This is a genomic window from Nocardiopsis salina YIM 90010 (genome assembly GCF_000341025.1).
GTDB lineage: Bacteria > Actinomycetota > Actinomycetes > Streptosporangiales > Streptosporangiaceae > Nocardiopsis > Nocardiopsis salina.
The window spans coordinates 1-15,279 of sequence record NZ_ANBF01000124.1; the positions used below are offsets into that span (position 1 = coordinate 1).

The 15,279-nt window shown below is 70.8% G+C and carries 11 protein-coding genes and 2 pseudogenes; 10 read left to right on the top strand and 3 right to left on the bottom strand.

From position 1 onward, the window contains the following. Positions 1–609 precede the first annotated feature (609 nt). The 7 genes and pseudogenes from D474_RS0113550 to D474_RS28665 all read left to right on the top strand — a co-directional run bounded on the left by D474_RS0113550 (position 610) and on the right by D474_RS28665 (position 7,961). A complete protein-coding gene (locus D474_RS0113550) occupies positions 610–1,269 on the top strand; it encodes a DUF6230 family protein (protein WP_017614094.1) in 660 nt (219 codons plus the stop codon). Positions 1,270–1,331: 62 nt separating this feature from the next. After that, positions 1,332–1,727 carry a DUF6114 domain-containing protein gene (locus D474_RS28660; RefSeq protein WP_017614095.1) on the top strand — a complete coding sequence of 132 codons (396 nt, stop codon included), beginning with the start codon at positions 1,332–1,334 and terminating at the stop codon, positions 1,725–1,727. Between the two features lie 105 nt (positions 1,728–1,832). Beyond that, the gene (locus D474_RS0113560) at positions 1,833–2,498 is read left to right on the top strand and encodes a hypothetical protein (protein ID WP_026118467.1); all 666 of its coding nucleotides are present in this window, start codon (positions 1,833–1,835) and stop codon (positions 2,496–2,498) included. A gap of 280 nt (positions 2,499–2,778) precedes the next feature. After that, positions 2,779–4,416, top strand: coding sequence for an AMP-binding protein (locus tag D474_RS0113565; RefSeq protein ID WP_017614097.1), 1,638 nt, complete (start codon positions 2,779–2,781; stop codon positions 4,414–4,416). A gap of 192 nt (positions 4,417–4,608) precedes the next feature. Next, positions 4,609–5,094, top strand: a complete 486-nt coding sequence (locus D474_RS0113570) for a MarR family winged helix-turn-helix transcriptional regulator (protein ID WP_017614098.1) — start codon at positions 4,609–4,611, stop codon at positions 5,092–5,094. 95 nt (positions 5,095–5,189) lie between these two features. After that, a complete protein-coding gene (locus D474_RS0113575) occupies positions 5,190–6,005 on the top strand; it encodes a 3-hydroxybutyrate dehydrogenase (protein WP_017614099.1) in 816 nt (271 codons plus the stop codon). Continuing rightward, positions 5,990–7,961, top strand: a pseudogene (locus D474_RS28665) (helix-turn-helix domain-containing protein). Before D474_RS0113575 ends, D474_RS28665 begins: the two are co-directional and overlap by 16 nt. Before the next feature lie 15 nt (positions 7,962–7,976). On the opposite strand, the gene D474_RS0113585 reads toward D474_RS28665, so the two are convergent. Next, the gene (locus tag D474_RS0113585) at positions 7,977–9,722 is read right to left on the bottom strand and encodes a PASTA domain-containing protein (protein ID WP_026118468.1); all 1,746 of its coding nucleotides are present in this window, start codon (positions 9,720–9,722) and stop codon (positions 7,977–7,979) included. 123 nt (positions 9,723–9,845) lie between these two features. On the opposite strand from D474_RS0113585, the gene D474_RS0113590 reads away from it, so the two are divergent. Next, the gene (locus tag D474_RS0113590) at positions 9,846–10,364 is read left to right on the top strand and encodes a YbaK/EbsC family protein (RefSeq protein WP_017614102.1); all 519 of its coding nucleotides are present in this window, start codon (positions 9,846–9,848) and stop codon (positions 10,362–10,364) included. Between the two features lie 266 nt (positions 10,365–10,630). Here the strand turns inward: D474_RS0113590 and D474_RS0113595 are convergent, their stop codons facing one another. Together D474_RS0113595 and D474_RS0113600 are read right to left on the bottom strand one after the other, a co-directional pair. Further along, the gene (locus D474_RS0113595) at positions 10,631–12,607 is read right to left on the bottom strand and encodes a primary-amine oxidase (protein WP_017614103.1); all 1,977 of its coding nucleotides are present in this window, start codon (positions 12,605–12,607) and stop codon (positions 10,631–10,633) included. A 106-nt stretch (positions 12,608–12,713) separates the two neighbouring features. After that, complete coding sequence (locus D474_RS0113600; RefSeq protein WP_017614104.1) at positions 12,714–14,165, bottom strand: aldehyde dehydrogenase family protein; 1,452 nt, start codon at positions 14,163–14,165, stop codon at positions 12,714–12,716. A gap of 204 nt (positions 14,166–14,369) precedes the next feature. On the opposite strand from D474_RS0113600, the pseudogene D474_RS34295 reads away from it, so the two are divergent. Further along, positions 14,370–14,711: pseudogene (locus D474_RS34295) on the top strand (AraC-like ligand-binding domain-containing protein); the annotation flags it as partial. A 97-nt stretch (positions 14,712–14,808) separates the two neighbouring features. Further along, positions 14,809–15,249, top strand: a complete 441-nt coding sequence (locus tag D474_RS0113605; RefSeq protein WP_152476823.1) for a helix-turn-helix domain-containing protein — start codon at positions 14,809–14,811, stop codon at positions 15,247–15,249. Positions 15,250–15,279 lie beyond the last annotated feature (30 nt).

The following is a 15,279-nucleotide window of genomic DNA, read 5'->3' on the forward strand; positions in this document are numbered from 1 at the left end:
TTTCGGTGAGCAACTCTTCGAGTTTACATGACCCGAGCAGTGCTCGAACCAGGGTTTCGAAGAAGAGGTGGCCACCCTACGGTCGGCAGCGGCCCGGCTTCCCGTTCCGCACGCCCGCTCCGTGGCGGCTCGAAAGACACTACCCCCAGCCCCAGAGCGGAGCAAACCGTCTGCCTGTGCCGCCACTCACACCCGCAAGCCCTGCCCTCTGGGCACTCCCGCCGCACCTCTCGCGCGCGTACGCGGGAGGCAACGTGTTCCCCTACGTGCCCGTCGACCTCCTCCGACCCGACCAGCAGGGGCTACTCATCCGGGTGAGGAATTCCGGACATCCTTTCACTCACCATCATTACAAGAATTACGCAGGAACTTACCGTTGCCCGTTGAGCCCGGCGGCGACTTCGATCGCCGCAGGTCACAACGTCATGCACGATATCCTTCGCACGCATTCACAGTAGATCGGAAAACCCTCGGAAGTACTCTTGAAAATATTCGGGGACCGGCTGATGATGACCAATACCGAAAGCCGGTCCGGTGCTCCCCGCCGCACGGGACATCCCCCAGGCCGCACTGCGCTCGGAGCGGCCGTGCACCCACGGAAGGACACACATGGACAGCACATCCCCCGGCGCGGACGAAGGGACAGGCACCGGGGCGGTGCCGGAGAGCCACACCAGCTGGAAACGGCTCGCGCTCTTCGCCGCCCCTGCCGGCGTCGCCGTCGGGGCCATCCTCCTGGGCATGGCCAACGGCGCTCTCGCCGCGTCCTTCTCCATCTCCAGCCAGCAGTTCAAGATCTCCGCCGACGAGATGTCCGGCGAAGGCTTCGCACAGTTCGGCTGGATCGACGCGACCGTGCGCGACGAGGCGGTCCCCGTCGCAGTGGCCGGGATCCGCGAGGCCGAGATCCACAGCCTCTGCCAGTCCGTGCTCACGACCGAGTTCCCCGCCGTCGGCAACGTTTCGCTCATGCTGACCGCGGGCGACGCCGGGAGCCCGGTCGAGGCCTCCGATCTGGTCATCGACATGGAACAGATGGACGGCAACGCCGAGTTCGAGTCCATGGAGATCGGCCGCGACGCTTCCACCCTCGACAAGGGACCGGACGGCTTCGGTTCCGGCCAGGGGCACACGGACCTGTTCGGCATGCAGTCCGACACCATCCATGTCGAGGACCTCGAACAGACCGCGTGGGGCGCCACGGCCGGCATGTTCCGCCTCAACAACCTCAGCCTGGGCGTCGGTCTCGGAGACGACGAGTGCTTCTGAGACGCATCTGGGCCGTGTGGACACGTTGGCGCAGGAAGCGTCCCTTCGCCGGCGGCCTGCTCATGATCGCCGCCGGCATCGAGATGGTCGTGGTGGCCCGCCTGCCCGTGGAGCTCGCCCTTCAGCTCGGCGTCGGCGCGGTCTCCACGTTCCTGTTCTCCGGAATGCTCGTCGTTCTGGGCTTCATCACCTGGTTCACTCCGGGCCAGCACATGATCACCGGTTCTCTGGCCGGCTTCATCTCCCTCGGCGCGCTCGTCCTGTCCAACCTCGGCGGCCTGGTCATCGGGACCCTGCTCGCGCTCGGCGGCGGGGGCCTGGCCTTCGCCTGGCGTCCCGTGGCCCGTCCCCCGCGCAGACGGCGTGGCCGACGGCGGCGTACCAGTAACGCGGACGCTCCCGACGACAATCCCACCGAGACCCTGCCCGCGGCGCCCCGTCAGCGGGCCGGCGACTGACCCCCGGACCACCACGGCTACCTACCGGCGCGTGTCCCCGCTCGACGCCGGAGCCCTCGCCGCTTCCCCGGCGCGGGTTCCGTCCGCCAACCACGAGGAGGTTCCATGTCGTTCCCGCGATCAGTGACCCGTTCTGCGCTCGCCCTGACCGGTGCCGGGGTGCTCGCCCTGGCCTGGGGTGGCTCGGCCGTTGCGTCCCAACAGGAGTCCACCACCGTCGAACCGGCCGGTGCCGCGTTCTCGGCCACCCTCGACGGAGAGGCCACGTTCGAGACCGGTCCCATGACCGTGACCTGTGCCGTGTCGGTCAGCGAGCCCGGCGACGGCAACAACCTGGTGCCGGACGAGCCCGACAACCACAACCCGGAGGGCGCGGTCGGCGGCCCGATCAACGCCCCGAACTTCGACGACTGCGACACCGACGTGCCGCTGGTCGACGTCGAGGTCGAGGTCGCCGACGCGGTCTGGGACATGTCGATGCAGAACGATGAGAGCGCGGTCGGCACGATGCACGTTCCCGCAGCCGGGATCGTCGTGACCACGAGCGGTGTGGCCTCCTGCACCGCGACGGTCAGCCCCGACGCCGACGTGGACATCGAGGGCGCATGGTCCAACGGGGAGCCGGTCTCCTCGCTGGACTTCGACACCACTGCCCCGATCGAGGTCGAGGGCGGTACCGGCTGCCCCGACGACGAGGAGGCCGGCTTCACCGCGGCGTACGACGTGGAGAACGCCGACGACGCAGACACGCCCATCACCGTCGGCTCATAACGCCCGTCCCCAGGGGCCGGCGCGCGCGTCGGCCCCTTCCGTGTGTGCGCGGCCGCTCGGGACACACCCGTCATACGCGCCACATGCGTCACCGACAAGAACCGGAGCCCGGACCGGTGTGTGCTCGAGTGACAAGTACGAGCCGGTAGTGACTCACCCGAGTCCGAAGAAACGCCACCTGCCTCTCGCCTACGGTCGCAGTACTCCGTGGAGTCAAGAGGCGAAGGCTCCTCGGAGGGCGCGGACCGCTTCGCCCGTCCCCGTCCCCTTCGGAGACACCATGGCTGACGCCGGAAGCACGTCCACCCCCTCGCCCCTGCGCCGGACCCTCGCTACGGTGCGGATCCTGGTCCGCTCCGGGGTTCTCGCACCCGCGCGGCCCGACAAGATCGCGCGCCAGCTCAAGGCCCTGAAGACGTGGGGGCCGACCATCGCGGGCGGGTACGCGGCCGCGAACGAACGCGTGCCGGACTCGATCGCGATCATCGACGAGGACGGCACCTCGACCTTCGCCGAGATGAACGTGCGCGGCCGGCAGCTCGCCCTGGACCTGCGGCGTTCCGGCGTCCGTGAAGGCAGCCGGGTCGGCCTGCTGTGCCGCAACCACAGCGGGTTCGTGCAGGCGATGATCGCGTGCGGGCGGTTGGGCGCCGACGTGGTCCTGCTCAACACCGGCCTGGCCGCGACCCAGGTGGCAGCATCCGCAGCGGACAACGACGTGAGTGTGCTGATCGCCGACGCCGAGTTCGAGGAGTCCTGCTCCGGGCTGCCCCAGGAGGTCCCGCGGTTCACGGCCTGGGGCGAGCCGATCTCGCCCGGGCCGAAGGTGCCGTGGCGTGCCACCGCTGTGAAGGAGGAGGAACCGCCGGTCCCGGGGCGGCCCGGGCGACTCGTCGTGCTGACCTCGGGCACGACCGGAACACCGAAGGGCGCGCGCCGTCCCACGCCCAAGGGGCCGCAGGACGCGGCGTCGGTTCTGTCCCGTATCCCCCTGCGGTCCTCGGACCGGATCCTGGTGTCCGCCCCGGTCTTCCACACCTGGGGGCTGGCAGGGGTGCAGCTGGGCATGTCGATGCGGGCGACGCTGGTGATGCGCCGGCTGTTCGAGCCCGAGGACGTCCTCCGCACGATCCAGGAGCAGCGGTGCTCTGTGCTGTTCGCGGTCCCGGTGATGCTGCGCCGGATCATGGACCTGCCCCGTTCGGTGCGGGAGAAGTACGACACCTCGTCGCTGCGGGTGGTGGCGTGCAGCGGTTCGGCGATGAGTCCGCAGTTGATCACCGACTTCATGGACGCCTTCGGGGACGTGCTGTACAACCTGTACGGCTCGACGGAGGTGTCGTGGGCGACGATCGCGAGCCCCGAGGACATGCGCAAGGCGCCGACGACAGCGGGGCGGCCTCCGCTGGGCACACGCGTGGCGATCCTCGACCCGGACGGAAACGAGCTCCCCGACGGGAGCGAGGGTTCGATCTTCGTCGGCAACGACATGCTGTTCGACGGCTACACCAACGGCAGGAGCAAACGAACGGCGCTGGGGCTGATGGAGACCGGCGACCGCGGCCACGTCGACGTGCACGGTCTGCTGCACGTGGCCGGCCGGGACGACGACATGATCGTCTCCGGCGGCGAGAACGTGTTCCCGCGTCCGGTGGAGGAAGCCGTGGTGTCTATGCCGGCAGTACGGGAGGTCGTGGTGACCGGGGTTGCGGACGAGGAGTTCGGCCAGCGGTTCGCGGCCTTCGTCGTCCCCTACGAGGGCGCGGACGTGGACCCGAACGAGTTGCGCATGAAGGTGCGCTCGGAGCTGGGCCGGTTCTCGGTTCCCCGGGACGTGATCCTGCTCCCCGAGCTGCCGCGCAACGCGACGGGCAAGGTGGTCAAGCGCCGGTTGCCGGACAGCGAACCGAGCGAATGAGGCAAGGTGTGAGGCGGTGCGGCCGTCCGTTCCCGAGAGGTCGGGCGGCCGTCTACACATGTGCGCTTCGCCCATGGTGTCCGGGAACGACATGTGCACGTTTCGAGAGGTGCGACGTCGGGGGCATGCAAGCCGGTGCGCTGCAACATCGAAGGCTTTGACAACGGGTCGGCGGGTCCTACGATGTTGCCGATGTCGGACTGTTCCCCAGACCCCTCGGGTGATTTCGAGCTTCCGGCCGTGGACGAGCAGATGTGCTTCGCTCTGTACACGGCCTCCCGGGCTGTCACCAACCTCTACCGGCCCCTGCTGGAGCCGCTGGGGCTGACGTACCCGCAGTACCTGGTCATGATGTTGCTGTGGGAGCGCGGTTCGTGCGCCGTCAAGGAGATCGGCCACGTGCTGCAGCTGGACTACGGAACCCTCACGCCGCTGCTCAAGCGCCTGGAGACCAACGGGCTCCTGGAACGCGCCCGCGACCCGCGCGACGAGCGTTCGGTGCAGGTGCTGCTCACCGACGCGGGCTCGGAGATGCGCGCCGACGTCGAGGGCATCCCGGAGGCGATCCGCGAGGTCATCGGTGTCCCCGAGGAGGAGTTCGAGGCCGCGCGGGTGACGCTGGTGGAGCTGACGCGCAACGTCCTGGCGGGGGAGGCCCGCCTGCCCGACCGGGGTTGAGCGCAGGTCCATGGCGTTCCCCCACACATGCCCGCCTGGGAGTGTGTGCGCATCGGCCATCCACCCGGCGTCGGGGCCGGCCTAGTTTGTGCGGCATGACGACGCACGAGAGCCCCACGGGCACGCGACGGCACACCTTCGACGCGAGGACGGCGTCCGCGGACCACACCGTCTCCGTCGACCTCTCGGGCAGGACCGCTCTGGTCACCGGCGCGGCGAGCGGCATCGGACGTGCGTGTGCGCTGCGCCTGGCCTCTGCGGGCGCCCATGTGCGCCTGGTCGACGTCGACGGGGAGGCACTGGCCGGGCTCGGTGTGGGCGAACCGCTCGAGGTCGACCTGACCGACCTTGACGCGGCCGAGGCGGCGGGCCGGGACGCGGACGTGGTCGTCAACAACGCCGGTGTGCAGACAGTGGCACCGGTACAGGAGTTCCCCGCCGACCGTTTCTCCCTGATGCTGCGGCTCATGGTGGAGGCGCCGTTCCGCACGGTGCGCGGCGCCCTCCCACACATGTACGCGCGGGGGTGGGGGCGCATCGTCAACATCTCGTCCGTGCACGGCCTGCGGGCTTCGCCGTACAAGTCGGCCTACGTGACGGCCAAGCACGGGCTGGAGGGTTTCTCGAAGACCGTCGCGTTGGAGGGTGCCGAGCACGGGGTGACCTCGAACTGTGTCGACCCGGGGTACGTGCGCACCCCGCTCGTGGAGCACCAGATCGCCGAGCAGGCCCGTGCCCACGGCATTGCCGAGGACCGGGTGGCCGAAGAGGTGCTCCTGGCGCGCAGCCCGGTCAAGCGCCTGGTGGAGCCGGAGGAGGTCGCGGAACTGGTGGCGTTCCTGTGTGCCCGCGAGGCGTCGTTCATCAGCGGCGCCTCCCTGCCCGTGGACGGTGCATGGACGGCGAGCTGATCCCGGAGGAGGAGGAGGAGGAGCTCTCCGGGCAGGAGGTGTTCCTCGAACTGCTGCTGCGCGACGCCCCGACCGTGGAGTACGAGCGGCCGGTGCTGCGCGCGCGGGCGCGGGGTGCACCGGCCGACGAGGTCGCGGTACTGGAGCGGGCCAAGCTGACCGCACTCCGTGTCCGGTCGGTGATGCGGGACCGCCGGCGCCGCGAGTACGAGTTGAGCGCGCTGTTCGAAACCGCCAACGACCTGGCGGGGATGCGTAGCCTCGACCAGGTGTTGCACGCCATCGTCGAGCGTGCACGGAACCTGCTCGGCACCGACACCGCCTATCTCACGCTCAGCGACCCGGAGCAGGGCGACACTGCCATGCGGGTCACGTCGGGGTCGGTGTCGGCTGCGTTCCAGCAGCTGCGCCTGGAACCCGGGAAGGGGCTGGGCGGTCTGGTCGCCTCGACCGCGCTCCCGTACGTGACAGCGAACTACTTCGCCGACCCCCGGTTCGCGCACACCGAGAACATCGACCACGCCGTGCGCGAGGAGGGGCTGAAGGCGATCCTCGGAGTGCCGTTGAAGATGAACGGGCGTGAGGCCGGGGTGCTGTTCGCCGCCAACCGCCGGGAACGCCCGTTCTCGCACTCGGAGGTGGCGCTGCTGTCGTCGCTGGCCACACACGCGGCGATCGCGATCGACAACGCCAACCTCATCGACGACACCCGGCGGGCGCTGGACGAGCTGCACACGGTCAACGCGCGCCTGCAGCGGCACACCGAGGCCGTGGAACGTTCGGCGGAGGCGCACGACCGGCTCGGCGACCTGGTGCTGAGCGGGGGAGGGGTGCGTGAGGTCGCGGCGGCACTGGCGGAGGTGCTGGGTGGTTCCGTACTCATCCACGACCGCAACACCGACGTGTCGGTGACGGCCACGGCGTCGGGGGCTGTCGGGAAACCGGAACCCGGTGGGGACCCTGCGCTGTCGGAGGAGGACGGCCTGGCCGCAGCGGTGCGTGCGTCGCTGTCCGGTGGCCGTGCCGAGCGCGGGGGAGAGGCGTGGGTCGCGGTCGCTGCCGCCGGCGGGGAACCGTTGGGAACCCTGGTGCTGCGCGGTGTGGAACTGGGAAGCACGGACCAGCGGGTGTTGGAACGCGCGGCGATGGTCACGGCGCTGCTGCTGTTGATCCGCCGGTCGGTGAGCGAGGCCGAGCACCGGGTGCGCGGCGATCTGCTCGACGAACTGCTCGACACGACGCCGCGCGACCCGCAGTCGCTGAGGCAGCGGGCCGCGCTGCTCCACACCGACCTGGACGAACCGCACGTGGTGGTGGTCGCCGAGGCGGAGGACGCCGACCCGGGACGCCTGCGGTCGGCGGCCACACACGTCGCCGAGACCACGGGCGGCTTGGCCGGGAGCCGATCGGGGCGGNGACCCGTCGGAGACGGGGCGACGGGTGGCCGCGGAGTTGTCGACCGCGGCCAACGGTCCGGTCACCGCGGGGCTGGCCGGGCCCACCGACGGGCCGGAGGCGTTCCGGACGGCGTTCACGGAGGCATTCCGGTGTCTGCAGACCCTGCGGGCCCTGGGTCGGGAGGGTGATGTGGCCACCACGGCCGACCTCGGTTTCTCCGGGCTTTTGCTGGGACAGGACCGCGATGTCCCGGGGTTCGTACAGCGCTCCCTCGGGCCGTTGCTCGACTACGACCGGCGTCGGGGGACGCTCCTCGTGGAGACCTTGCGCGCCTACTTCGCGTGTGGTGGCAACCTGTCCCGAGCCAAGGACCGCCTGCACATCCACGTCAACACCGTGACCCAGCGACTTGAACGCATCGGACAGCTCATCGGCGCCGACTGGCAGCAGCCCGAACGTGCGCTGGAACTACAGCTCGCCCTCCACCTGCACGGGCTCATCGACCAGGGTGTGGACCTGCTCGGCGAACAGCGCGGGGGGCGGCCGGACAACAGGTGAGGTGCCGACCCGCGGTCAGCAGCTGCCGACCTCCTGCCAGGCGCCCCACTCCTCGCCGATGCTCGGCGGGATCGTCCGGACCCAGTGCTGCGCCTCGTAGACACGGTCGCGGAAATGCACCTGCTCGCCTCCCTCGTAGGTGGTGTCGGGGTTCCACGCCTCGGCACCACCGCACTCGCCGCCGTTGTCGTCGGCGCCCTCCTCGGCGCTGTCGTCGTCCTCGGGTTCCTCTTCCTCCTCCGGGCCGGCGGAGACCGTGAGCGTGACGGTGCCCTCTTCGGGGAGGATCGACCCGGGTTCGGGCGTCTGGCCAATGACCTCGCCCTCGGGTGCGGTGTCGTGGTGGTCCTGGACGGTCTCGGTCGACAGGTCGAGCCCGTCGAGCGCGTCACCGGCCTCCGCCTGGCCCATGCCGACGAGCTCGGGCACGATGACGCCCTCGCTGACGTTGACGGTCACCGGTTCCTCGCGGTCACCCTCCTCGCCGGCCTCCGGTGCGGTGGACAGCACCGTGCCGGGCTCGTGGTCGGCCGAGTGCTCCTGAACCACATCGATCTCACCGAACCCGGCCTCGCGCAGGGCGGTGCGGGCGTCGCCCTCGCTGCCGCCCGCGACGTCGGGCACGTCCACGTGTTGGGGGCCGTCGGAGACGTGCAGGACCACCTCGTCGCCCTCCTCCAGATCGGATCCGGGGTCCGGGGTGGTCTCGGCGACGTCGCCGGGCCCGATGTCGTCGCTGTAGGTCTCGCCGAGGCTCACATCGAGGTCGAGCTCGAGCGCGGCGAGCTCGGAGGAGGCCGCGTCCGGGTCCGACCCGATCAGGTCGGGGAGCTCGGTCCCCCGGTCGGCCACGAAAGCCCATCCGCCCGCGAACAGGGCCAGGACGAGTACGCAAGCTCCGACCAGCACGGGCACGCGTTTCCAGAAGGGGACCGCGCCCGCGCCGTCGTCGCCCTCGCCGGGCGGCGGGACCACGGGGATGGGCCGGGTGTCCTCGGCCTCACGGTTGCCGTAGTCGCTGGGCAGGCCCCGCAGCACCTGGTCGACCATGGCCAGGTAGTGGGCGGCGTCGCGGGGGCGGTGCCGGGGGTCGGGCTCCGTCGCGTTGGCCACGAGCATGTCGAGGTCCGGCGGGATCTCCGGCACGGTCGCGGACGGACGCAGGGGCCGGGTGTCGCTCTCGGGTGCCGCGCCGGTCATGAGCGTGTGCAGCACCACGCCCATGTCGTGCACGTCGACTCGGGTGTCGGGGGCGGCGTCGGAGAGCAGCGTGAACCCGGTGAGCCGCACACGCCCGTCGTCGTCGAGCACGATCATGTCGGTACTGATGGCGCCGTGGGTCAGGCCCGCCCTGTGGGTGGCGTCGAGCCCCTGGAGGACGTCGGCGACCACGGACAGCGCGGTTGCAGGGGAGTAGCGCAGGTACTGGTCGGGCCGGTGCAGGACGTCGGTGAGGGTCTCGCCGGGCGCGAACTCGGTGACGCTGTACACGTAATCGTGGTCGCGGCCGTGGCCGAGCGTCGCGGCGAGCCCGCGTCCGGAGACGTCGGTGAGGGCCTGGGACCGGGCGAGGAAGGCCTCCGTGGCCGGTTCGTCGCCCGCCAGGTGGGGGTGCATGACCGTCACCATGACGGTGCGCTCGGTGGCGAGGTCGTGGGCGGTGTAACCCGTCCCCGACGCATCGCTGCGCACACGCCGGCCGAGCACGTAACGCTCGTGCAGCGTGGTACCTGAGAGGGAATCAGGGGACGGGGTGGACATGGTTCGGATTGTACGGGGACAAACCCCGACGCATCACCTGCGATGAGGACGAATCGGCCGGGCAGTGGCCCCGCACGGAACCTACGCTGGCCCCACGCGAACCACACGACCGAAAGGACCCCGATGACCGGCACACTCACCTGGATGCGCGCCGACGAACACCCCGAGCTCCTGGCCGAGCCCGTACAGGCGGCTGTCCGGGGCGTCGCCGACGCGCGGGTCGCCGAGATCGACCCGGGACTGGCCGACACCGCGGAGTTCTGCGAGCACTACGGGCTACCCCTGGGCACCAGCGCGAACTGCGTGGTCGTCGCGACCAAGCGCGGCGGCGAGACCGGCTACGCCGCCTGCATGGTGCTCGCGACCGACCGCGCCGACGTCAACGGGACGATCCGCCGCCACCTGGGCGCGCGCAAGGCCTCGTTCGCGCCGATGGACCAGGCGACCGGGATGACCGGCATGGAGTACGGCGGCATCACCCCGTTCGGCCTTCCTGAGGGGTGGCCGGTGCTGGTGGACGAGGCGGTGGCGACCGAGCCCGAGGTGGTCGTGGGCAGTGGCCTGCGCCGGTCCAAACTCCTGGTGCCGGGGAAGGTGCTGACGGAGCTCGCGGGCGCGGAGACCCTTGCGCTGACCGGCTGACCGCTCCCGGCGGGGAGCGGGCTCCGGGGAGCGGGCTCAGCGGGCCATCGGTGATGCAGGTGCGCGAAGTCCTGACCTGCGAACACATCGCGTGGTCCTGTCCTCTCTTCCGGGTCGAGGGGGCGAGTTCGTGTTCGGGGAGGCGGTCGTGGCCGGACCGGACGACTGACCCTCCCCTGGGGCGCCCGGGGCACGGGGCCGCCAAATGTCGACATGGTGACCTGTGGATTCGGACCCTTGCGGACCTGCCGGGCTACCGCCCCTGATCACCCGGTTCCGTGCCCGCACGTGCATCCGTCTCCGGCCGGTCCGTTGTCCCCGCAGCACGCTTTGGAGGCCCATGAGGGCGGAACATCGAGCGTGGGGTTGCGGTCGAAGAAGCCGACGGGGCGCAGCCGGAACCCGGTCCGGTCGACCGGCATGACGGGCCAGTCCTCCGGGCGCGGGACATGGGTCATGCCGAAGGTGTGCCACAGGGTGACGTCGCTCCCATCGATGGGGCGGTCGTCCGCGGTGTAGGCGGGCAGACCGGCACCGCCCGGGTGCTGGTTGACGAGGTCGCCCGCGGGGTAGCGCTCGTCGTCGTCCTGGGCGGTGACCCAGAGGTGTCGGGTGGCGAACGCGGCACGATCGGCGATGGAGGACGCCGGGTCGGCCAGCAGGGTGGGCTTGCCCTCGGGCTGGAGGGCATAGGCGACGGGGCGGCCGACGCGGTTGAGGACCTCGGGGTTGGACACGTGCCAGGTGCGGTCGACCGAGGCGTCGGCGTCGCGGCGGGCCCGGTGCTCGGAGGACAGCACGGTGCGCTTCTGGGTGAAGGCGTTGCCCCGGGGGTTGTCCGGGCCGATCGGAACCCTGGCCGCATCGACCTCCTCGACCCGATGAGTGGTGCCGTCCAGGTTCATGTCGAGCCGGGCGCAGAAGAGGTGCTGGTGCAAAGGGGCTCCGAGGCCGGGTGCGACCTCGGCGGTGTGGGGGTGTGCGCCCTCGGGGACGGCGGAGGTGAAGACGATGCCGGTCGCCTTGGCCTCGAACTCGATGGTCCCGTCCAGGTACAGGTACCAGTAGAAGCCGTAGTCGTAGTTGCCGACGGTCGTGAAGAACGAGAGCACCATCCGCCGTTGGCGCCGGGTCTCGGCCGACCCGGCCCAGTCGTCGGTGTGTTTCCACAGCACCCCGTGGTCCTCCTCGTGCAGGCACACGGCGTTGGGCAGGGTGCTGGGGCGCCCGTGTTCGTCGGCGACGACGGCGTCCATGTACGTGATCTCGCCGAGGCAGTCGCAGCCGAGCTCCAGGGCGTTGGCGAAGCGGCCGACCATGTACTCGCCGGTGTCGAAGTAGTTCTGCCAGGACCGCACGGGGGAGGGGTCGCCGTAGGGCACGACCATCTCGGCGATGGAGGCGCGGTGCACGACGGGACGGTCGCGCCCCTGCTCCCGGTCGTGGAAGGCGAGGCGGTGCAGTATCAGCCCCTCACGGACGTCGAATCCCACCCGCAGGGACCAGTTCTCCCAGGTGAGCAGGTTTCCGTCCAGGTTGAACCCGGGGCCTTCGGGCTGGGTGATCTCGATGGGGCGCAGGGTGGTTCGGGGCGGACCGGTGACAGCGGGGTCGTCGTAGTTGCCGTTCTCTGTGGGCACGGGCACGGGGCCGAGGTCGATGACCCGGTCGACCTGCCCGGTGGTGACGTCGACGTGGGCGACGAGTCCGTCGACCGGGTGGGCCCAGGCGTGGTCGCCGTCGTGGCGTTGGACGAAGGCGAGGCCGCGCAGAATGCGGCGTCCGCGTTCATCGGGGAAGTCGTCGGCGTAGACCCCGGCGGACAGTGGCGCTACGCGCACCTGCACCGGATCGAGGCCGCGCTCGTGCAGGGCCCGGAGCCAGCGGGCATCGCCGGCCAGCGCCTTCTCGACCACCTCGAACTCCTCCACCAGTACGGGCGGTTGTCCGTCGACGGCCGGGTCGAGGGTGCGTTCGGTGTCGACACGGCGGTGGGTGAGGCATGCGATCACCTCGCGGGAGCTGCCGTCGGCGGTCTCCAGGAGGAGGACGCGGACCCTGCGCTCGACCGGGTCGCCCGGACGGTGAGCGAGCAGCTCGGCCTTGGGCGGTTCTGCCAAAGAAAGGTGGACGAAGCGTGTGGTGGGCGTGGTGTACCCCGCGGTGTCGAGGAGGGTGCGTGCTGTGTCGATCTCCTCGGCGGTGAGGGCGTCGAGCGGGTGAGGGGGCGTGTGCTCGGCCATAGTGCTCCTTCGGTGTGGTGACCGGGGTCGTCGAGGTCGGTGTGCGGGGGCGCGGGACGCGGGGCTGTCGGCGCGGGCGGGAACGGACCACGGGGGTTCCTGCGGGTCAGCCCAGGTGCGTCCACACGCTCTTGACCTCGGTGAAGGCCTCGATCGCCGACCATCCCATCTCCCGGCCCAGCCCAGAGGCCTTCATCCCGCCCCAGGAGGCGGCCGCGTCCAGGAGCGGGGGCATGTTGATCCACACGGTGCCGGCTCGGACCCGGTTGGCCAGGCGGTTCGCGGTGGCGATGTCGCGCGACCACACGGCCGCGCCGAGCCCGTGGTCGGTGGCGTCCGCGCGGGCGACCAGCTCGTCGGGGTCGTCGTAGGGCAGCACCGACAGCACGGGCCCGAAGATCTCCTCGCGGGCGACGCGCATGTCGTCGGTGACGCCGGACAGGACGGCCGGGCGCACGAAGTACCCCTCACCGTCGACGGGGGAGCGTTCGTGCAGGCGGGCCCCGTCCTCGTCACGTCCGACAGCCACGTAGCGCTCGACCCGGTCCCGGTGTTCAGCGGAGACGAGCGGCCCCAGATCGGTGCCCTCGGTGAGCCCGTGGCCGAGCTTCATGGAGGCGGCCCCGGCGGCGAGCTTCTCGGCGAACTCGTCGTGGCGCGCGGAGTCCACGAAGAAGCGGGTGTAGGCGGCGCAGACCTGGCCCGAGTTGAGCAGACCCCCGGTGAGGTTGCCCTGGACAGCGGCGTCGATGTCGGCGTCGGAGGTGATGATCGAGGGGGCCTTGCCGCCGAGTTCGAGGGAGACGTGTTTGAGGTCGTGCCCGGTGCGGGCGGCGATCTCGCGCCCGACCTCGGTGGATCCGGTGAAGGAGACCTTGGCGACACCGGGATGCTCGACCAGGGCGCGGCCGGTTCCGGGGCCTCCTGTGACGACGTTGACGACACCGTCGGGGAACCCGGCGCGGCGGACGAGCTCGGCCAGGCGCAGAGTCGTGAGCGGGGTCTGCTCGGCCGGTTTGACCACGACGGTGTTCCCGGTGGCCAGGGCCGGGGCGAGCTTCCACACGCAGATCATGAGGGGGAAGTTCCAGGGTGTGATGAGAGCGCACACCCCGAGGGGTTCGCGGCGGGTGCGGTGGTCCACGTCGGGCACGGACAGCGGCGTGGTGACGCCCGTGATCTTGGTCGCCCATCCGGCGTAGTAGCGCAGGTGTTCGACGGCGTTGGGGACGGCGAACCCGGAGCTGACGCCGAGGGGCTGGCCCTGGTCGGCGGTCTCCAGTCGGGCGAACGCGTCGGCGTCGGCCTCCAGGAGGTCGGCCAGTCTCAGCAGGGCCTTCGCCCGGTCGGCCGGCAGCATCCCGCCCCACTCCGGGGACTCGAATGCCCGGGAAGCTGCCTCGACCGCAGCCGCCACGTCCGCTTCCCCTGCCTCAGGGACCTCGGTGATCACGGCGCCGGTGCCGGGGTCGTACGTGGGGATGGTGCCTCCGCAGCTGCCGGAGATCCAGTCGCCGTCGATGAGCATGTCGGTGCGCAGGTCGGTGTGCGGGTGCATAGAGCTCCCTCGCTCGCTGGGGGCGTCGTTCGGCATGTGACCGTAACCACGCATGCGGAGGCACAGGTCGCCTCCGCGCGCACGGACGATCGCCGTTTTGCGCACGGGCCGGGAGGACCTCGGTGGACCCCTGGCCGTGCGGTGGGAGCTGGTCTAGGTTCGGGGGCCCAGGCCGGTACAGGGCATGGGGGAAGGGAGACGGCTGTGGCCAGGGGGCACGGGACCGACCGGATCGAGGGGTTCGAAGCGGCTGCGTCCCGGGCGTTCGTGCCATTGCGGATGCACACGGGCGGCGGCCCCGGGTTCCGCGAGACGTTCACGAGCACGCGGGTGGACGAGTTGGTGCTGACCCGGATCCGCGCCGACCCGGTAGTGGTGCGGCGCGACCGGTCGGTGATGGCCTCCTCCGATCCGGACCTGATCAAGGTGGCCTGGCACGTGGCTGGGAGCGCCGGGGTCGAACAGGGCGGGCGGCAGTGTGTGCTGGCCCCGGGCGACCTGGTGGTCTACGAGACCGGGCACCCCTACGAGCTGCCGTTCTGGGAGTCCTACGAGACGGTGGTGGCGGGGGGGGNGGCGCACGGCGGTTCCGGTGCGGGCCGGGGCGGGTCTCAGCGGGCTGTTGGGGCCGGTGTTCGAGGGGATGGCGGAGGGAACGGGAGAGGGCGCGGCTTCCAGCGCACAGCACCACCTGGCGACGGCATTGGTGTCGTTGGTGTGTGCGGCCTTCACCGATGCGGTGCCCGAGGACGGTTCGGACCCGTGGGAGCGGATCCGCTCTTACTGTCTGTCGCGCTTGGGCGACCCCGACCTGTCGGTGGCGTCGGTGGCGGCCGCGCACCGGGTGTCCCCCAGGTACCTGCAGAAACTGTGCCGGGATCGGGGGTTCACCCTCTCCGGGTGGATCCGGACCGAGCGGCTGTCGCGGATCCGCCGCGACCTGGCCGACCCGTCCCTGACGGACCGGAGCACGTCGGCGGTGGCCGCGCGGTGGGGTGTGCTGGACGCCGGCCACCTGGGCCGGATGCTGCGTGCGGAGTTCGGGGAGAGCGCCCGGGAGATCAGAGCGCGCTCACCGAAATGAACCGACAGGCTTCCGAGGCAGCCGCGGTGG